Origin of the sequence: Sulfidibacter corallicola (assembly GCF_017498545.1) — a bacterium.
Taxonomy (GTDB): Bacteria; Acidobacteriota; Holophagae; order Acanthopleuribacterales; family Acanthopleuribacteraceae; genus Sulfidibacter; species Sulfidibacter corallicola.
This window is the reverse complement of sequence record NZ_CP071793.1, coordinates 7,559,599-7,581,748: the sequence shown is the minus strand read 5'-3', so window position 1 is coordinate 7,581,748 and position 22,150 is coordinate 7,559,599. Positions and strand designations below refer to the sequence as shown.

The window sequence follows — 22,150 nt, the reverse complement described above, 5'->3', positions numbered from 1 at the left end:
GGGAAACAAGCGAAGGCGTCATCGATCATGGCAAATTTTCCAGAACTTCTTAAATTTCGCCAAACTTTCGATAGCGTAAAGCCAAGCAACTTGAATTGCATAGGATGTTGCTTGGTGACAAGGGCCTTACTTTCGTCATTTCCGACCGGTTACATGTTTCCTCTTCGCGACCATCCTGGGTACGGATGCAGCTCGATCGATTTTTTCCCAAAAAAGAGAACGTGGGTTGTCGTGGCGCACATTCGGAGGGGGAACCGGCACCCGAAACAGGCGCCGATTCCCGGACCTCAAGTCATCTCACGGCGGCGTCTCAGGTAGAGGACCGCGAGCATCAAGCCCAGAATCATGGCCGCCAGGCCGCCCGGACCCAGCGTGGGCACGGGTGCCGTGACCCGAACCGAAACGGCGTCCTCGTTGTCCTCCGGCGTGTCCTCGGGTTCGTTGGCGGAAGCCACCGCGAAGTTCACCAATTCACCGCCGAGGTGGTTGCCATCGATACGGGTCACCAGGGTGAGCGAGACCGTCTGGTCGACCGGCAGGTCGCCGACGAGCCATTCACCGGTATCCGGTTCGAAGCTGCCTTGATCCACCGTCGCCCCTTGGAACACGACCCCCTCGGGCAGGATGTCGGTCACGACGACGCCGGTGGCGTCGCTCGGCCCCAAGTTGGACAGGGTGAGCAGGTAGACCAATTCGTCGCCCGGCGACACGATGTGATCCACGACTTCCTTGGACAACACCAGGTCGACCAGCGTATCGACCACGAGGGTCACCGAATCTTGGTCGTCCTCGTCGGCATCGCCGTTGTCCGGCGTGCTGTCGACGTCGTCCTGATCGGCCGCGACGACCTGCGCCATGTTGGTCAGCGAGCCCAACCCGGTGACTTCGGCCACGATGGTCAGGGTCGCCTGGGCACCAACCGCCAAGGACCCCAGGTTCCACAGTCCCGTGCCGGCATCGTAACTGCCCGCTCCCGTCGACGAAGACACGAAGGTCAAACCGTCGGGCAACAGGTCCTGGACCACCACACCGGTCGCATCGTCGGGTCCGGCATTGGCGACCACCAAGGTGTAGGTGACCTCGTCGCCGAAGTCCACGTCGGCGGGATCGACGGTCTTCGTCAGGGACAGATCGATGCCCGGCAGGCCGTCCACGGTTTCGGGTTCGACGTTGTTGGCCTCGTTGGGATCGATTTGAACCGCGTCGACCCGGGCCTGGTTCACCACCTCGCCCTGGCTGAGCAGCCCCACGGTGAGGGTCATGGTCACCGATTCACCGACGGCCAGCGAGCCCACCTGCCAGGTCACGGTGTTGGTACCCGGCTCGAAGGTGAAGTCGCCCCGATCCGTCGAGGCGGTCACGAATTCCAGGGCCGCGGGCAGCGCATCGGTCATGACGACCTGGGTGGCGTCGTTGGGACCGAGGTTGGAGACTTCAATCCCGTAGTCGAACTGTGTGCCGGCCACGACCGGAACGCCGGGGCCGGTCTTGAGCACCGCCAGATCGGCTTGGAAGACGGGCGTCAAGGTGATGTCGTCATCGGCCGCGGTCTCGGGATCGTCGGTCGAGACGGGATCGGTTTCATTGGAGACGAAAACGCCCTGGTTGCCCACCTGGGCCAGGTTCACGGGGAACGGCAGCGCGATGCGCACGTCGAAGGTGATCGTCGCGAAACCACCGTTCGGGGCGAGCGAGCCCAGGGACACGAACAGCGGCTCCAGCCCGTCGCGGCCCGTGAGCACGACGCCCTGGCTGGTCGTCACGCTGTCCGGCACGATCGCGGTCAGGGCGTCCGGAGTATCCGTGAAGATCACGCCGGTGGCCTCGATGTTGCCGTTGTTCACCACCCGAACTCGGTAGCGCACCACGTCGGCGGGCGAGACCACGCCGTCGCCGTTGGCATCCACCAGCAAGGTGTCGGTTTTGGTGGCGTTCAGCAGCGCGACATCGCCCACCGGGGTGACGGTGGGATCGTCGTCACCCGGTTGGTCGGGGTCGTCGCTCGGCGTATCCGGCACGTCCGGCGAAGTGACCACGGCCTGGTTCACGACCTGTACGACACCGGCAGGCAACGGATCGACGATGCGTGCCTGGTAGGTCACGGTGACCGTGGCGCCCTGGGCCAAGTCACCCAGGTCGACCTGGATCGCGGTATCGCCCGGACCGTTGCCGATGGTGACCGAACCGACCGAAGTCGTGACGGTGCCGACCACCAGTTCGAGGTTGGGTTCCAAGTCATCGTTCAGGACCACGTCGGTCGCGGTGGCGTTGCCGACATTGGCGATTTCCAGGGTGTAGCGCAGCAGGTCGCCGGCACTGACGTTGCCGCTGGTGTCCGCGTCGTCGAACAGTTCGTCGTCTTTGGTCACCTGGAGTGCGGGCCCACTGGCCACCGGTACTACCGTGGGATCGTCCGGTTCTTCGGTATCGGGATCGTCGGTGAGGACCGGATCGGGCTCCTCGTCGAAGTCCACCGTACCCTGGTTGGCGATATGGGTCACACCCGCGGGCAGCGGATCGACGACCTGCACGTCGAAGACGATGACGGCCTGACCCGTCAGGGCCGGCAACGTATCGATCTCGACGCGAATCGGCGGGTTCCCATCATTGCCGGCCACGACGCTGCCCAAGGTCGTGCTCACACTGCCCGGAACCAGTTGCGTCGCGGTGTCGGGGGTGTCTAGGAACACGAGCTGGGTCGCGGGGCCGTTGCCCGTGTTGCGCAGGTCCACCTGGTAACGGAGTACGTCGCCGGGGCTGACGGCGCCGTCGTTGTCGCCGTCCACCTGTAGGACGACCGTCTTCTCGGCGTCCACCGCGGGCATCACCACCACCGGCGTGATGGTGGGATCGTCCTCACCGGGCTCGTCGGGATCGTCGGTCGGCACGTCGACGATGTCGTCGCCGCTCACGATGCCCTGGTTCACGACCTGGGTGACTTCGGCGGGCAGATCCGGCGCGATGAGCACCCGGAAACTGACGGTCGCCACCGCGCTCGGCGCGAGGCTGCCCAAGTCCACCTGGACGGGCGGGTTCCCATCGTTGCCGCCGAGCACGTTGCCCTGGGTGGTCTGCACGCTACCCGTCACGAGGGCGGTATGGGCGTCGGGCGTATCGGTGAACACTACCGAGGTGGCGACGGCATTGCCGTCGTTGCGAATCGCGACAGTATAGGTCAGCGTGTCGCCCGGACCGGGGAACCCGTTGTTGTCGGCGTCGACGGCGAGGGTCGCGATCTTCTCGGCGACGAGCACGGGCACCGTGGGGATCAACGACACCATGGCTTCGTTGGTGACGTAGTCGTCGATCCCACCTTCGCCGTCGCGCTCGTCGTCGTTGTCGCCGGCCTGACCGCTGAACACCGCGCTGACGCGGTTCTCCAAGAGCACACCGGGCACCACGTCGGGTGCGACCCGAGCGCGGTAGGTGAAGGTCGTCTGATCCTGGGCCAGGCTCAGGACGGCCACGTTCCAGATCAGGTTGCCGGCGTCCAAACCAGGCTCCGGCACACCCGAGCCCGGCACGTAGGTCAGGCCTGCGGGCAGGCGATCGATGACCACGATATCGAAGGCATCGGCGCCGCTGTCGGCACTGTGATCCAAGGTGATGGTGAAGGTCAGTTCGTCGCCGGGCGAGACCACCGTGTTCTTGGTGGCCTTGGCGATCGTCAGTTCGGGTTCGACCAGCGTCAGTTCCAGCGGTTGGATGCCGGGCGTGACCGTGTCGGCGTCGAAGAAGCGTTCTTCGGTTCCGCCAGGCCCGCTGAAGCTGAGCGAGGCGTGGTTGCCCAACGCCACATCGGCCTGGTTGCCGGCGACGTTCTCGACCACGGCACGCAGGTCGATGGTCACGAAGTCGTCGTCCATGGAACCGTTGGCCGGATTGAGCACATCGCCGAAATCGAATTGCCACTCGTCGGATACCTGATTCGGTACCACCGGGTCGAAGGAGATCCCGGCGTGACCGGAGCCGATCACGGCATCGAGGAACCGCATGCCATCCGGCAAGCGGTCGATCACGAGCAGGTCGTTGGTCCGGCCCTCGATCAGGGAGACCGTGAGGCGGTAGCCGACCTCGTCGCCGATGGTGTAGCGGTCGGCCGTCGGATCGGGATGGAAGACCTTGTCGAGTGCGATCACGTCGCGCACGGTCACGGCAGCGGCCGGAGCCGACACGTTGTAGTTGTCGAGATCGCTGTCGTCGTCTTGGTTGGAATCGGGGGTCGCACCGGTGCGGCCGGTGCCGTCGTCACGACTCTCGAAGGTCGCGTCCACCCGGTTCTGCAATTGCTGGCCGGGAATCACGCTGTCGGCCAGGTCAGCCGTGAAGGTGATGGTCACGCTCGCACCCTGCGGCAAATCGAACGGTTGTGTTTGCCAGCTCAGGGAATCGCTGAGGAACACCGGCGTTTCGGCGCCGCCCGTGACCGCGGTCACGGCAAGGGCCGTGAGGTTTTCCAACCCGGCGGGCAAGGTGTCGCCGAGTACCACCTCGAACGCGGTCGTGGTGCCGTCGTTGCCGACCACCACTTCGTAGTCGATTTGGTCGCCGGCCTCCAGGTTCAGGACCGGGCTGGTCACCGACTTGGCCAACGTCAAGTGGGGCTCGCCCACCGTGATGGCGGTGCCGTCCGTGAGTTCGACCACGGGCCCGCCGCCCGGATCGTCGAACGTCAGGGTCACGGCGTTGATCAAGCTGTGGTTCTCCTGGTTGACCAGCAGATTGTCGACGACGGCGCGATAGGTCAGGGTCAGGGTCGCCGATTGGTCGGAGCTGTTGGACAGGGTTCCGAGGTCGAGCGACAGGGATTCCTGGCCGGCCGCGGGAGTATCGTCCGTCCGAATGAAGTCCGCCGGGTCGAGCGTCGTCGCGACAGAGGCATCGCGTGCGATCTGGAGGGAGCCGCTTCGGTAGCTGAGCCCCTCGGCGAGCACGTCGACCAGGCCGGTGTCGTCCACGGAGACGAGACCCGGCAACGAGACCTCGATGCGATAGGCCACCTCGTCGCCGATCGCATAGCGACCCTGGGGCGCCTCGACGGTCTTGACGAGGTTCAGCGAGCCGATGGCGACCTCGGCCGTGTCGGCCGTGGTCAGGTCGTTGACGCCACCCGAACCGTTGCGCTCCCCGTCAGCATCGCCGCTGCCACCCGGAGTGCTGGAACCGGTCCCCTGGGCGCCTGGCAGGCTGGTCCAGGCCACGTTGGCGGTATTGCTGAGGGTGGCCGCGGCCAAGGGGCCGGGCGCGGTCGCCGTGTAGACCACCGTCAGGGAGGCGTCGGCCGGGAATACGTCGACGGTGATGTCGAGTGTCGTGCCCGCGCTGTTGTCCGTCACGCCGATCACGCCGGAAGGCACCACACTGTCGACGGAAAGTGCGGAAAAGGCCGGGCCGAGGGCGTCGGTCAAGCGGACATCGAAGGCGGTGGCGCCATCGACACCGGCGGGATTGGTCACGACCACCGTGAAGACCATATCGCCGCCGGAGGGCAGCAATGCGGCCGGAGAAGTGCTCTTGTCCACGGCGACGGCGGCCTCGTGGATGGCCACTGTCGCGCTGGCCGGTGTCAGGCTTTGATCTTGGTTGAGTGCGTTGCGGTAATCGAGGCGGGCACTGTTGGTGAGGTCCACACCGGCCTGGTTGGCGCCGGTGTTGGCCACGACCGCCTGCAGCTCGACTACGTAGCTCTCTTCGTCGAGGTCGTTGTCGGAATTGATGAGATCGCCCAACGCGATGGTCAGGATCTGGCCGGCGATGTCGACTTCGGCACCGTCGCTCAGGGCGACGAAGGTGCCGGAGGCGGCGCCGTTCACACCACCCGGATTCAGCGACGCGGTCAGGCCGGTGCCGAAGTTGCGGGCGAGGCGCACGCTACCGGGAAGGTAGGTCAGGCCGGCGGGCAAGGTGTCGACGACGGTCGCGGATCGCAGCGTGCCGGCGGGAACGGGCACGGTCACGCGGAAGGTCACCACTTCCCCGACCAACACATCGGTGCCGGTGCTGGCCGCCTCGCTGGTGGCGAACACGGCTTTGGACATCGGCCCGGGCTGGCCCGCGGCACTGCCGCCACCGGTGTCCACCGGCGTCAGGGTGGGATTCTTGCCGTCGCCGTCCTCGCCATTGTCGTCACTGGGTTCATCCGGGAAATTGTCGCCGGATGCGGTCGCCTGGTTGGCGATCACGGTTCCATCGGGCGTGCCGCCGTCGACCGTGACCTGGAACTCGATGGTCACGAATCCGCCAGGCGCCAGATCGCCCAAGTTGACGTCGAGCGGGTCCTCGGTCACCACGATGCCGGCACTGGTCGCGGCGGATCCGGGCACCACGGTGGTGTGGGTCGGGATCGGATCCAGCAGCATCACGTTTTCGGCCGTGGCCGCGCCGTCATTGCGCAGCACCAAGGTGTACAGAAGCGTATCGTTGGGATCGACCAGGCCATCGCCGTCGATGTCCACGGCCAACGCCCAGCGTTTCTCCAGGTCCAGCGCGGGACTGCCGGCGATGCCGTCGACCGCCGTGAAACGCGTGTCCTGATTGCCGTCACCGGGGTCGCCGTTGCTGTCGGTCTCGACCGGGCCGACCTGGTCCGCCTGGGCGGTGCCCTGGTTGACGAAGGTCTCGCTGGTGGGCGTCGCGTCGCTGTCGAACAGCGGCGGGCCGTCGATCGTGATGGCGAAGGTGGCCGTGACGGTGGCACCCACATCCAAACTGGGAATCGCCAGCGAAACCGCGTCGCCCACCACGTCGATGGTGTTGCCGGCCCCGTCGATCGCGGCGGAGGCCGCCACGTAGGTCAACCCGGTGGGGATCGTATCGCTCGCGGTCACGTTGGTCAGGGTCGTCGCGCCCAGGTTCTGGACCAACAGCGTGTAGGTCATGGTGTCGCCCGGCGTGATGTCACCGGACAGGTCCGCATCCGTCGTGAAGCCGACCAGTTTCTGCACGTAGAGTAGGGCTTCGTCGGCCGCACCACCGACCGGGATGTCGGTCGGCTGGTCGCCGTTGGCGTCCACGCCGTCGGCATCGGTGGGTTCGGCAACGGTTTGATCGCTGTCGAAGGTGCCTTGGTTACTGATCACGGTGCCAGGGGGCGTGCCCGCATCGACCGTGACCTGGAACTGAATGGTCACGCTGGCGCCGTCGGCCATGGTTCCCACATCGACGCGCAAGGGATCGGAGCTGTCGTCCTCGCCACCCACACTGGAATTGAGCGAGCCGCCCACGTAGGTGGTATTGGCCGGGACCGGATCCAGGAACACCACGTTGGTGGCCGTGGCTCCGGTGTTGGTGGCGGTGATGGTGTAGGCCAGGGTGTCGCCGGGATCCACTTGCCCGGGTGTGCCGCCGTCGATGGCGATGGCCACCGTCTTGACGGCATCGATGACGGTGTCCGCCGCGACGGTGACCGAGGCGTCGTCGCCGTCCGAGTAGGATCGCTCGTCGGCGTTGGCGCCCGGTTGGGTGGTGTAGGTCAGGTCGGCATCGTTGGTCAGCAGGGTTCCCGACAATTGGTCGTTGTCGACGCGAACCTGGTAGCTGAAGCTGGTCTGGTCGTCCGCCAGGGTCAGGGCCGCGATGTCGAACGTCAGGACCTGTCCGTTGACCGCGACCGGAATCGTCGCCGAACCAGGCACGTAGGTCAGGCCCACGGGCAGGGTGTCGATCACTTGGAGGTCGAAAGCGTCGGTGTTGCTGGTCACGTCGTGATCCAGAAGCACGGTGAAGGTCACCACGTCGCCTTGGGGCACGGTCGTCCGCGAGGCCGACTTGCCAATGGTCACCACCGGCTCGACCAAGGTCAGATCCAGCGGCTGAATGCCGGGCGTTCCCGAATCCGCATCGAAATCCCGAGTGACCGAGCCGGAGGGGCCGGTGTAGGTCAGGCTGGCGTGGTTGCCCAGCACGGTGCCGTCGAGGTTGGCGACCACGTTCTCGACGATGGCGTTGATGTCGACGGTGACGAAATCGTCGGCGTCGCTGCCGTTGGCCGGGTTGATCAAGTCGCCGAAGTCGAAGGTCAGGACTTGGCCGACCTGGCCGGGGGCGCCACCGTAGTTGTGGCTGATGCCCATGTTCCCCACGCCGACGGAGGCATTGGCGAACCGCAGCCCGTCGGGCAAGGTGTCCGTGACGACCAGATCGTTGAGGGTTCCTTCGAGTATGGACAGGGTCAAGCGGTAACCGACGGTTTCACCGATGGTGTAGTCGGAATCGGTGGGATCGCTGTAAAAGGCCTTGTCGATTTGAACCGGATCGGCCACGGTGATGGTCGGCGCACTGTCCGACTCGTTGTAGTTGTTCAGGTCGCTGTCGTCACCCTGGTTGGAGCCCGGATCGCTGCCGTCGCGCTCGCCGGCGTCGCTGCCGTCGCGGCTGGTAAAGGTGGAGTCGGCCCGATTCTGGATGGTTTGGCCGGGCACCACGCTATTGCTCAAGGTGGCGTCGAAGGTGATGGTCACCGTCGCGCCGACCGGCACGTCGAAGGCCGAGGAGCTCCAGTCCCCGCCGTTGTTGACGAAGGTCGGCGTCTCGGCACCGCCGGTGGTGCCGCTCACCACCAGGCTGGTGGCATTCTCCAGGCCGGTGGGGAGCACGTCCGTGACCACCACGTCGAAGGCGGTGGTGGTGCCGGTATTGCCCACGACGATCTGGAAGGACACCGAATCGCCGGAATCCAGTCCCGCCGTGTTGCTGGTGATGGTCTTGGCCAGGGTCAGGTTAGGCTCGCCGACCGTCAGGCTGGTCGTGTCGCCGAACTGCTCGGAACCGCCGCCGGCCGGGTTGGTCAAATCCAGGGTCACGCTGTTGGTCAAGGTGGCGTTGTCCTGAATCGCCAGGATGTTCTCGACCACCACGTCGTAGGTCAGCGTCAGGTTGCGGACCGCGCTGTCGCTGTTGGTGAAGGTACCGAAGTTCAGTCCCAGGCTGGTTTGCCCGGCCACGGGTGTATCGGGCGTCACCGAGAAGTCGGCCGGCGTGCTGGAGGTCGCCAGGCCGGCGTCGGGTACCGCGCTCAAGGTACCGGTCACATAGGCCAGGCCTTCGTCCAACACGTCGGTCACCACGCCGTCGTCGAAGACCAGGTCGGCCGGCACCGCGATCACGACCTGGAAATTCACGACGTCGCCCACGGCGTATCGGGTCTGCGGGTTGAGAATCGATTTGGTGACGTTCAGGGCGCCCACCGTCACGTCGAACGTGTCGTCGGTACGGTAGTCGTTGGCGCCGACGCCGCTGCCGTTGCGCTCACCGTCGGCATCGCCGCTGTCGCCCGGCGTGGCCGAGCCGGTGCCGCGCGTACCGGGCAAACTGGTCCAGGTGGCCGCGGCGGTGTTGCTGAGCTGGCCCGGTGTGAGCGGTCCGTTGGCGGTGGCGGTGTACACCACGACCAGTTGGCCGGCCGGCGGGAACACGTCGACCTGAATGTCCACGCTGGTACCGCTGCTGTTGTCCGTGACGCCGCTGACCCCGCCGATGGGCGTGACGCTGTCGACGACCAGGCTGTTCCATGCGCCGGGCAGGTTGTCGACGAGGTTCAGGTCGTAGGCCGTGGCAACGTTGCCGCCGCTGGGGTTGGTGACCGTGACGGTGAAGGTCACGTCGCCGCCTTCGACCAGCATCGCCGCGGGATCGCCGGACTTGGCGACCACGACATTGGGCTCGAGCACGGTGACTGCATGGGTGGCCGGGGTCAGGTTGGTGGCCTGGCCGAGGCCGTCGAAGTAGGAGAATCCGGCCGAATTGGTCAGCAGTGTGCCGGCCTGGTTGGCGGCGATGTTGGCGACCACGACCTGAATCTCGAGCGTGTAGGTTTCGGCATCGACGTCCTGATCGGAATTGATCAGGTCGCCCAGGAACAGACTGAGCGTCTGCCCGGCCACGGCGATGTCGGAGCCGTCGGCCAAGTTGACGAAGACACCGGACGCGGTGCCGTTGATGCCGCCGGGGTCTTCCGAGGCGGTCAGACCCGTATCGAAGGCCCGCGCCAGTCGAGCGGTTCCGGCGATGTAGGTCAGGCCGGTGGGTAAGGTGTCGTTCAGCGTCGCTTCGTCCAATTGGCCGGCCGGCACGGAAACGGTGATCCGATAGGTCAGGACCTCTCCGATGAGGACCTGGCCGGCGCCCGAGCCGATCTCGCTGTCGGCCTGCACGATCTTGACGAGGCCCGACGGCGTTCCGGCACCGCTACCGCCGCCGGTGTCCACCGGCGTGAGCGTCGGGTTCTTGCCGTCGCCGTCGTCGCCGTTGTCGTCGCTGGGTTCATCGACGAAATTGTCGCCGCTGACGGTCGCCTGGTTGGGGATGATGGTGCCGTCGGGTGTACCGCCGTCGACCGTGACCCGGAACCGCAGGGTCACCACGCCACCGGGATCCACCTGGCCGATGTTCACCTGGAGGGGATCCTCGGTGACCAGCAATCCTTGGCTGGTAAACCCTGAACCCGTGACGATCGAGGTGTTTGCGGGGATCGGGTCGTTGAGCATGGCGTTGGTCGCCGGGCCCGAGCCGGTGTTGATCAGCGAGAGCGAGTACTCCAAGATATCGCCCGGATCCACCAGGCCGTCGCCGTCGAAGTCGACGGCCAACAGCCAGCGTTTTTCAAGATCCAGGGCCGGCGCGGCGGCGGCACCGTCGACCGCGACGAACACGGTCGGCTGGCGACCGTCGTCCGGATTGCCGTTGGCGTCCGTGGCGAACGGCTCGGTCTGGTCGCTGTCCACCTGGCCCTGGTTGGTGAAGACTTCGCGGGTGTGATCGGCATCCGAGTCGAACAAGGGACCATCGATGGTGACATCGAAGCTCACCGAGACCTGGTTCTTGACCGGCAGGCTGGGCACCGTTGCGCTCAACGCGGACCCGACGACGTTGACCGCGTTGCCGACGCCGCTGATCACGGCGGATGCGGCCACGTAGGTCAAACCGGTGGGAATCGTGTCGGTCAGGCTTACGTTGGTCAAGTCCGCATCGCCCACGTTGGTGAGTATCACGGTGTACCGCATGCGATCGCCGCTGGTGATGTCACCGCTGGCGTCGGCATCGTCGAACCAGTCGACCACCTTCTGGGCCTCCAGGGCATTGGTCTGGCCGCTGGGTCCCGAAACCGTGATCAGGGTCGGCTGATCGCCGTTGGCGTCGACGCCGTCGACGTCGGTGGGTTCGGGCACGGTCTGGTCGCTGTCCACCGAACCCTGGTTGCTGATCACGGTGCCGGCGGGCGTACCCGCATCGACCGTGACCCGGAAGGTGATGGTCACGCTTGCGGTGTCGGCCATGGTGCCCACCGCGACGCGCAGCGGATCGCCGCTGTCGTCCCCACCACCGACGCTGGAGATCAGGGAGCCGCCTACGTAGGTGGTGTTTTCGGGAATCGCGTCGAGGAAGACGGTGTTGGTGGCGATCGCGCCGCTGTTGATCAGGGTCACGGTGTATTCCAGCGTGTCGCCGGGATCCAACTGACCGGGGGTACCGCCGTCGATGGCGATCGCCACCGTCTTGACGGCGTCGATGATGGTGTTCGTCGCAACGGTGATCGACGCGTCGTCGCCATCGGTGTAGGATCGCTCGTCGGCGTTGGCACCGGGCCGCGAGGTGTAGGTCAGGTCGGCGTCGTTGGTCAACACCGTGCCCAACATCTGGTCGTTGTCGACGCGGACCTGATAGGTGAAGCTGGTCTGGTCGTCGACCAGGGTCAGTGCCGCGATGTCGAACGTCAGCATTTGCCCGTTGACCGCGACCGGTATGGTCGCCGAACCGGTCACGTAACTCAGGCCCGCCGGCAGGGTGTCGATCACCTGGAGGTCGAACGCGTCGGCGTTGCTGGCCACGGTGTGGTCGAGCAGGACGGTGTAGGTCACCACATCGCCCTGGGGCACCGTCGCACGCGATGCGGTTTTGGTCAGGGTCAACACCGGCTCGACCACGGTCAGGTCGAGCGGCTGGATTCCCGCCGTGCCCGCATCGTCGTCGAAATCGCGGGTCACCGAACCCGAAGGACCGGTGAAAGTCACGTCCGCATGGTTGCCCAACACGGTACCGTCCACGTTGCCGACGACCTCCTCGACCACCGCCGTGATGTCGACGGTGATGAAATCGTCGGTCGTGTTGCCGTTGCCGGGATTGACGACGGTCCCGAAATCGAAGGTCAGCACCTGGCCGGCCTGACCCGGAGGATCGGTGTAGTTGTGGCTGATCCCCAGGTTGCCCACCCCGACGATCGCGTTCAGGAAGCGCAGGCCCGCCGGCAGGGTGTCGGTGACGACCATGTCGTTCTTGGTGCCCTCGATGAGGGATAGGGTGAGTCGGTAACCCACGGTTTCGCCGATGGTGTAATCGGTATCGGTGGGATCGCTGTGGAAGGCCTTGTCGATCTGGACGGGATCGGCGACGGTGATGGTCGGTGAAAGCGCCGATTCGTTGTAGTTGTCCAGGTCGGCGTCGTTGTCCTGATCGGAGTTCGCATCGCTGCCGTCGCGCTCGTTGGCATCGCTGCCGTCACGACTGGTGAACGTGGCGGTTGCCTCGTTCTGAATGGTTTGCCCGGGAATGACGCCATTGGTAAGGGTCACGTCGAAGGTGATGGTCACGGTCCCGCCGACCGGTACGTCGAAGGCCGATGTGGTCCAATCGCTGCCGTTGTTGGTGAAGGTCGGCGTTTCGGCGCCGCCCGTCGTTCCGCTCACCACCAGGTTGGTGGCGTTATCGAGACCGGTGGGCAGGACATCGGCCACGACGACCTCGAAGGCGGTGGTCGTGCCGTCGTTGCCGACCACGATCTGGAAGGATACCGAGTCACCGGCATCCAGGCCCGCCGCCCCGCTGGTGATCGTCTTGGCGAGCGTCAGGTGCGGTTCACCCACCGTCAGGCTCGTGTCGTCGGAGAATTGCTCGGCGCCGCCGCCGGCCGGATTGGTCAGGTCCAGGGTGACGTCGTTGGTCAAGGAGGCGTTGTCCTGAACGGCCAACAGGTTCTCGACGATCACGGTGTAGGTGAGGGTCAGGTTGCGCACGGCGCTGTCGCTGTTGGTGAAGGTGCCGTAGTTCAGGGTCAGGGTGGTCTGTCCGGCCGCCGGGGTATCGGCGGACACGCCGAAATCAGCCGGGTTGTTGGTCGTGGTCAGGCCGGGATCGGGGACCTGGCTCAGGGTGCCGGGCACGTAGGCGAGGCCTTCCGGAAGTACGTCGGTGACCACCCCGTCGTCGAAGGTCAAATCGTCGGGGACCGCGATCAGGACCCGATAGTCCAGCGTGTCGCCCACCGCGTAGCGCGATTGGGGACCGATGATCGATTTGGTGAGGTTCAGTGCACCGACCGTGACGTCGAAGCTGTCGTTGGTGCTGTAGTCGTTGGCACCGCTGCCGCTGCCGTTGCGCTCCCCGTCGGCGTCGCCGCTGTCGCCCGGGGTCGCCGAACCGGTGCCCTGCGCCCCCGGTAAACTGGTCCAGGTGGCGGTGGCGGTGTTGCTGAGCGGACCCGGGGTCAGCGGGCCGCCGGCGGTCGCGGTGTAGACGACGATCAGTTGGCCGTCGGGCGGGAACTGGTCCACCTGGATGTCCACGGTGGTTGCGGCGCTGTTGTCGGTGACGCCACTGACCCCGCCGCTGGGCGTGATGCTGTCCACCACCAGGCTGTCCCAATCGCCAGGCAGGTTGTCGACCAGGTTGAGGTCGTAGGCCGTGGCCACGTTGCCGCCGCTGGGATTGGTCACGGTGACGGTGAAGGTCACGTCGCCGCCTTCCACCAGCATCGCCGCCGGCGAACCGGACTTGGTGACGGCCACGCTGGGCTCGAGCACGGTGACCGCGGTGGTGGCCGGCGTCAGGTTGGCGATCTGGCCGAGCCCGTTGAAGTAGGAGAAACCGGCCGAGTTGGTCAACAGCGAGCCGGCCTGGTTGGCGGCGATGTTGGCGACCACCGCCTGGATTTCGAGCGTGTAGGTTTCGGCGTCGACGTCCTGGTCGGAATTGATCAGATCGCCCAGGAAGAGGCTGAGCGTCTGACCGGCGATGTCGATGTCGGAACCGTCGGCGAGGTTGACGAAGGTGCCGGTCGCCGCACCGTTGACACCGCCGGGGTTTTCGGAGGCGGTCAGGCCCGTGTCGAACGCGCGCGCCAGTCGTGCGGTCCCCGCGATGTAGGTCAAACCGGTCGGCAGGGTGTCGGTGATCGTGGTTTCTTCCAGCAGGCCGGCCGGCACAGCGATGGTCACGCGGAAGGTCAACACTTCGCCGATCAGCGCCTGGCCGGCGGCGGAACCGGCCTCGCTGTCCGATTGCACGATCTTGACGAGTCCGGTAGGCGAACCGGCGTTGCTGCCGCCGCCCGTGTCGACGGGTGTCAGGGTCGGGTTCTTGCCGTCCGAATCATCGCCGTTGTCGTCGCTGTTCTCGTTGGCGAAATTGTCGCCGGTGGTCACGGCCTGGTTGGCGATGATGGTGCCGTCCGGCGTACCGCCGTCGATCGAGACCCGAAACCGCAGGGTCACCAAACCGCCCGGATCGACCTGACCGATATTGACCAGGAAGGGATCCTCGGTGATCACCACACCCTGGCTGGTGAACCCGGAACCGACAACAATAGAGGTGTTTACGGGAATGGTGTCACTCAGGCGAACGTTTTCGGCCGTGCCCGACCCGGTGTTGGTCAGGCTGAGCGAGTACTCCAGCACATCGCCAGGATCGACCAGGCCGTCGCCGTCGAAGTCGACCGCGAGCGCCCAGCGCTTCTCCACGTCGATGGCCGGTGCCGAGGCGACCCCATCCACGGCGACGAACACCGTGGGCTGGCGCCCGTCGGCGGGATTGCCGTTGGCATCGGTGGCGAAGGGATCGGTCTGATCGCTGTCCACCTGGCCCTGGTTGCTGAACACCTCGCGGGTGGGATCCGCATCGGAGTCGAACAGGGGCCCGTCGATGGTGACGTCGAAACTGACGGTGACCTGGCTCTTGACCGGCAGGCTGGGCACGGAGGCACTCAGTGCCGTACCCACCACGTTGACCGAATTGCCCACACCGCTGATCACCGCCGTCGCGGCCACGTAGGTCAGGCCGGTGGGAATCGTGTCGGTCAGGCTCACGTTGGTGAGGTCCGTATCGCCCACGTTGGTCAGCACGATGCTGTAGCGCATCCGGTCACCGGCGGTGATGTCGCCGCTCACGTCGGCATCGGTGAACCAGTCGACGACCTTCTGGGCTTCGAGCGCGTTATTTTCCCCGCTCGGGCCGCCCACGGTGATCAGGGTCGGCTGGTCGCCGTTCTCGTCGACGCCGTCCACATCGGTGGGTTCGGGTACGGTTTGGTCGCTGTCCACCGAACCCTGGTTGCTGATCACGGTGCCCGCCGGGGTGCCGGCGTCCACGGTCACGCGGAAGGTGATGGTCACGACGGCCGCGTTGGCCATGGTGCCCACGTCGACGACCAGGTCGGGCGCGCCGGCGTCGTTGCCACCGCCCACGGAGCTGGTCAGGCTGGCGGCCACGTAGGTGGTCTCGTCAGGCACCGTGTCGGTGAAGCGCACGTTGTCGGCGGAGGTGCCTTCGTTGGTCAGGGTGATGGTGTACTCGAGGGTATCGCCGGGATCGGCCACGCCGGCCGTGCCGCCATCGATCGCGATCGCCACGGTCTTGACGGCGTCGATGAAGGTCGGCGTCGAAGGCGTCACACCGCCACTGCCGTTGAAGTTGTAATTCCGCTCCACGGCCGGGGTTCCCGACTGGGAGCTGTAGACGCCCGTGATGGTGTTGGTGATTTCGGTGCCCACGACCGCATCGAGATCGACGCGGGCGCGGAAACTGAAGACCTTGGACACCTCGGCCAGGGTGATGGTGCCCAAATCGAATTCAGGGGCCGCCGGATCGGTCTCGTCGACGGCGGCGGCGCCCGCCGTGGAGCCCAGGACGTAGGTCAATCCCGCGGGGATGACGTCGGTCAGCACGACCTCGAAGGCATCGGCGGTACTGGTATCGTGTCGGACGGTCACGGTGAAGGTGACCTCGTCGCCCAGCGAAGGCGTCGCGTCGTCGGGCACCTTGGTCAGGACCAGGTTCGGCTCGACGATGTCGATCACCTGGGTGTCCGGCCCCGCAGGACCCGCGTCGCTGGTGGCCGAGGTGCTGTTCGTCAGCATGGTGCCGGCACTGTTGCCCACGACGTCCTCGACCTGGGCGCGCAGCCGCACGATCAGGAAGTCGTTGGCGTTGTTGGCATCGGCGGTATTGGTGACGTCGCCGAGGTCCACGGTGATCGTGCCCGCGGGCGCTTCGACGGCGGTCCCGGCGCCGTTGAACGATATGTTCGGCGAGGCGACGATCGAGACCAGGGTGATGAAGTCCAGACCGGCCGGCAGAACGTCCGTGACCGTCACGTTACTCGTGAGGCCCTCGAGCACGTCCAAGCGCAGGTCGAACTCCACCAGGTCGCCGATCGTGAAGTCATTGTTCGGGTGAATGGCGTTCAACGTCTTTTGGATCGCCAGGGAGGCATCGAGGGTCAGGGTCGCCGAATCGGACTCGTTGTAGTTGTTCAGGTCGGCGTCGTTGTCGTCGTCGCTATTGGCGGTGGAACCGTCGCGGCCACCACCGGCCTGAAGACTGTCGTAGGTCGCGGTCACGTCGTTGGTCAGCATGGCCCCGACGGCGGCGGTATCGATCACCACCACGTCGTAGGTGATCGTGAGGCTGGTGAGCGGCGGCAGCTCGAACAAGGGCCAGGTGAGCGTGTCGTCGGTATTCGTCGTGGTCGCGAAAGCCGCATCGCCGACGGCGAGCGGGGTGGCGGTCCCGTTCAACACCACCGCGTTGCCGGGGTTGGTGATCCCGATGCTGGTGAAAAAGGGCGAGGAGCCGCCGTTCGCACCCAACAGGTCGGCAGGCAGGACGTCTTCCAGGTCGACCCGGAACGCCGTCGCCGTGGCGTTGGTGTTGTTCACCACCACCTGATAGGAAATCGTGTCGCCGGCATCGCTGCCCGTGGCGCCGGCCGTGATCGATTTGGTGATCTCCAGGTTCGCCTCGGCCACGGTGATGGTCGCGGTATCGCTGGGCGGCGTGCTGACGTTCAGGTAGGTCGCGGTCGCCGTGTTGACCAGGGTGCTGGAAGCCTGGTTGCCGAGTACGTTCTCGACTTCCACCTCATACACGATGGTGATCGACTGGGCGCCCGCCGCACTGTTGGTAATGGTGCCGAAATCGAAGACCAGGGGGTCGGTGCCCGCGCCCGGCGTGGTCGACGGATTGTTGCTGTTGGTGAAATTGGACGGTGGCAACGTGATGGAAATCGCCGAGCCGGTGTACCGCAATCCGGTTGGCAGGTTGTCGGTCACCACGAAGTTGTCGGTCGTGCCCGGCGAAACGTCCACGGAGATCGTCATGTTGGTGGTCTGGCCGATCCGCAAGGTGGCGTCGCCGGTCTTGGTGAGACTTGGTGCGGCAGCCGTGACGGTACCGGAATCCATGGCCGCCAAATCGTTGACCGCCTGGGCCAGCTCGTTGTTGGTTCCGGAACCGGTACGCTCACCCGTGCTCGAGTCGGGTGCGCCCGGGGTCGCGGCTCCGGTGCCGTTGCCGCCCGGCAGGCTGGTGGCGGCCGCGTCGAAGGTGTTGGTGACCGATTCTTCGAACTGGATGCTGGGATCGACGGTGGCCGTATAGACGATGGTGATCGATTCACCCGCCGCCAGGTAACGTTCGCCGGCCACCACACAGGTCATGTCGAAGTCCAACTGGTTGCCGGTGAAGTTGGCGCAGGCCGTCACGTCGGTGGCACCGCGGCTCAGCGTGGCACTGGTCACCGAGGGCGAGTTGAACCGGGCCGGCAACACGTCGACACCCGTCACTTCCCAGGCGCGGGTTACGTTGGTGCCGGCGGTGTTGGTGATGGTCACGGTGAAGGTCACCGTGGCGCCGCCCACGACACTGGCGGGCAACGCCGTTTTGGTCACGCTCAGGTTCGGTTCGGCGATGTTGCCGGTCACGGTGCTGTTCTGCGATTGGGGGTTGCCGTCGCGGTTCAGGTAATTCAGGTCGACGCTGTTGGTCTTGCTGTCGGTACGGTTGGTATCGGTGGTGTTGCGCACCAGGACGTCGTATTCGACGATCACCTGTTCGGTTCCGGCATCGTCGTCGGCGTTGGTGAGGTCGCCGATGTCGAACTCCAGATCCTGGCCGTTGACGTTGGGCACGATGGCTCCGGCGACGGTCCCGATCGCACCGAACACACTGCCGGTCATCGAGGTGTCGAACACGCCGCGGATGGTCGCGGTCCCGGCGAGGAAGCTGAACCCGGCCGGCAGGGTGTCGACGATGAGTGCATCGGTACCGTCTTCCTGGGTCACGCCTTCGGGAATGTCGAATACGACCCGGAAGGTCAACACCTCGCCGACGGCGTACTCGATCGGCACGGTGTCGCTGGTCCAGGTTTCGGACCCGGAAACCAGCGACTTGGTGTTGGTGACCGTCGCGGTTGCGGCACTGTCGTTGCCTGTGTCGTTGCTGGTGCGTTCCTCGGTGACGACGCCGTCCTGGCTGTCGCCGGACACCGCCGCGGTGTTGTTGAAGGTCGAGCCGGAAATGACCGATCCCGAAACCGCGGCCGTGAAGGTGAAGGTGCGGTTCGCGCCGGCGGCGAGCGACCCGCTGGTCTGGGTCCAGGTCACGGTGGGGTTGGCGTAACCGAACGAGAAACCCGCCGGCGTGGTCTGCTCCGCGATCGTGGTCAAATCGAAAAGCACGCCGTCGTCGTTGAGGGTGTCGGTCACCGAAATGTCGTAGGCCGGGGCCGTGCCCGTGTTTTCCACGAACAGCGTGATCGTCACCGTATCACCGGCATCGAGCCCGGTGTCCGGGGTCATCGTCTTGGTGATCGCAAGTTCCGGTTCGGCGAAATCGACACTGACCGAATCCTGGATCGCCGAACCACTGAAGCCGGTGTAGGTGAGCGAAACGCCGTTCGACTTGGCCTGGACCGTCGGCAGCCCGTCATTGGACGCACTGGTCCCGTTGACGCGGGCACCGAGCGTCACGGAGAAACTGTTGTTGGCGCCGTTGTTGTCGTTCGTGACCGTGGTCGCGGCGGGGCTGTCGAAGGTGATCGTGACGGTTTGTCCGGCGTCGACCGTGCCGCTGGTATTGACGGTCGGCGAGGTATCCACGGTGCCGCCGAAGCCAGTGGTATCCACATTTGCGCTCTGGAATTCGAACCCGGCCGGCAGGCTGTCGGTCAAGGTCAGCGTGTTCGTGGTGCCTTCGGGCAGGGTCACGGTCAAGCGGTAGGTGACCACGTCACCCGAGGTCGCATTGCCGCCACCGGCAGCGCCGGGCGCGATGCCGTCGACCGATTTCGAGATGCTGGGATCGGCGATCGTCACCGAAGCCGAATCGTCTACCGCCTCGAAGGCCACGGCACCGGAAAGCGAGGTCCAGGTCACCGAGGCGGTGTTCGTGATCGTCTCGCGCGGGTTGACGGTCGTGTCCACCTCGCAGGTGCAGGTCACCAGGGCCGTATCGGTGTTGAACGGCGCGCCGCCGCCACTGGGATTGTCGTCGTTGGCCGCGAGCGGATTGGTCAACACGAGACCGGCCCCGAACAGGTCGCCGCTGTTGGCCAGCGACGTGCCGAGCCCGTCCTCCACGGTGGTGACCGCGCAGCTCGTCAGCCCGGCGGGAACCGTGTCGGTGATCGTCACCTCGTGCGCCTGGGCGCCACCGATGTTCTCGACCGTGATGACGTAGGTCAGGGTGTCGCCGGCGTCGGACGCGGAAATGTCGCCATCGACCGGCAAGCTGGACGGTGCGGGCGTAATCGTGGCGTCGGCGGTGGGGTTGGTGCTGGCGGAAATCCCCTTGGTCAACACCAGCGAAGGCGCCCGAACCCGCAACTGGACCGGGGTCAGATCGGAGGCCTGCTCCAAGTCGGTATTGACCGTGGTGGCCTGGAACAGGTTGGTCAGGAAGAGATCGTCGGCAAAGGGATCGTCCAGAACCGTCACGGCCAGGTCGATGGCGAGGGTCTGGGGCGTCATCGAGTTGATTTCGGGCCACTCGACGCGCACCGAGTTGGTGCCGGCAATGGGCGTGATCGAAGTGGGCGTCAGGCCGAGGGTATCCGCCGGGGCGTGGGTGATGTCGACGCCGAAGGTGGTGCTGACACTGGTGGCGTCGAACACCGGCAGGGGCAGAAAATCTTCGAAGATGATGCCGTCGGTGTCGCCGGAGGGCACCGACATCGAGAGCCGGAACGTCACGATGTCCCCGGGCACATACTCGGCCAGGGGATTGACGATCGATTTGCTGATCTGAATCGGCGCCACCGAAACCGTGGCCGAAGAACCGTCGTTACACGCGGCCGCACCGGCGGTGAGATCGTAGGTCATCGCGACGGTGTTGGTCAGGTCGTCCGCGGCCAGGATCTGGTCGGGCGGCGACACGAAAAACTGGTTGAGGGTGGCGGTGTAGGTCACCGTCACCACGGTTCCCGCGGGCAGGTCGCCCGTCACCGCGTGGATGTCGTAGGTAATCTGGGTGTCGTCGTTGCCCAGGATCAACGTCGCGGGGGTGATCGCGGTCGGCACACCGCCGACCGTCATGCCGGTATGGGCGGCGAAAGTCAGGCCGTCCGGCATCACGTCGACGACGACCAGGTCGGAGGCCGTCGCGAAATCCGATACCTGGATATTCAATGTATAGGTAATGGTATCGCCGGGCTGGGCCGTGCCGGGGCTGGCTCCCTTTTGGATGGCCAGGTGTTTGGCGGTCACCATGCTTTGCTCGGCAGCCTGGGTCAGGGGCGTACCGAGATTGTCTTCGGCGTCCAGGGTCGCGTTGTTGGTCACGTTGGCGGTGGCACAATTGGTTTCGTCCAGGGTGTCGGTCACGTGGGCGGTATATTCGACGGTCAGCTCGTTGGCGCCCGTGGTGCCCGTCACGGAAGTGCAGAGCACCCGCAGGGTCCCGCCTGGCGTGACGAGACTGGGCTCCGTATCGGCCGAGCAGCCGGTTCCGCCGGTAATGGAAAGGCCGCCGGTATACTGGAGGTTGGCCGGCAACACGTCGTTGAGATCGAGATTTTGGATCGTCTGGCCGTTGGCCACGTCGACGGCGAGCGTGTAGGTGATGGGGAAATCCGGGCCGGGCGTGCGTTCACCCTCCGGTGCGTCGTTGCTCTTGGTGAGCCGGAAGAGCGTGGGCGTGACGTTCGCGTCTTGGGCGGTCCCGATGATCGGGCCGTTGGTGCCGGTGGCGGTATCGCCGAATCGGTAGACGGGTTGAACCGTCACGGTCAGCGGCGTACCCACGGTCGCCATGGTGGAAATGGTGCCACAAATCTGGGTCACGAGATCCGGACCCCCCGTGACGACCGATCCGACCGGCAATACGATCAAAAACAGCGAGGCCCCATCCGGTCCCGTGACCGAGGAGTTGCTGAGGGGATCGGTGAGCTGGTTGCCGGGCGAAGCCGGAAAGGTGCCGAGCGGCGTGACCGTCAGCCCGGCTCCCAGGAAGGAGGCGCTGTCGACGGTGATGTCCGGCGGCAGGACCAGACGCAGGTAGGGGCCGAATCCCGGGTTGCCGGTGTTGGTCCAAGGGACGTCGAAGCAAAAGGACTCACCGACGAAATTTTCGGCAGGCGTGCCGTTGACCACATTGGGCGTCTGAGCCGCGGCCGGCAACGTCAACAAAAAACAGAACAAAACAGAAGTAAATGCGCGCACAGAAAGGACAGAGCAATAGTATGAAAAAGAACGAAACAAGGGCCACCTCAAGAAACGAAACACATTCTTGCCATTTAAAAAAGCGCATGAATTCAATCACAGCGGCATTAACACAAAAACCAAGCGAAACAACGCTCAGATGTGAAAAAAATAAAATTACCGCTTTAGATCCAATACCTGTGCGAGGGAAAACCCATCAGCGAAACCGATAGAAGCCATATTTTTTCCGTGATTTCGATCATAATGCAAGCTTTATCGGACGGTTTTACTGTTTTTTTGATCACTCGACTCTGCATGCAGACTTCCAAGGTTCATCGTGTTTTGTTCCCTATAAGTGAAAAAATGGGGTTCTTTACCGTTCCCGAACGACAATTTGGCCACGACACCGGGATCGAGGCCGGTCGAAGACCGGCGCCATACGGGGAAACCGGGAACGATGTTTCAAG

Annotated in this window: 1 protein-coding gene; it reads right to left on the bottom strand. The window is 65.1% G+C overall.

Going from position 1 to position 22,150, the window contains the following annotated elements; translation table 11 throughout:
- Window positions 1-287 precede the first annotated feature (287 nt).
- Complete coding sequence (locus J3U87_RS23300) at window positions 288-21,671, bottom strand: isopeptide-forming domain-containing fimbrial protein (protein WP_237378183.1); 21,384 nt, start codon at window positions 21,669-21,671, stop codon at window positions 288-290.
- Window positions 21,672-22,150: the final 479 nt, after the last annotated feature.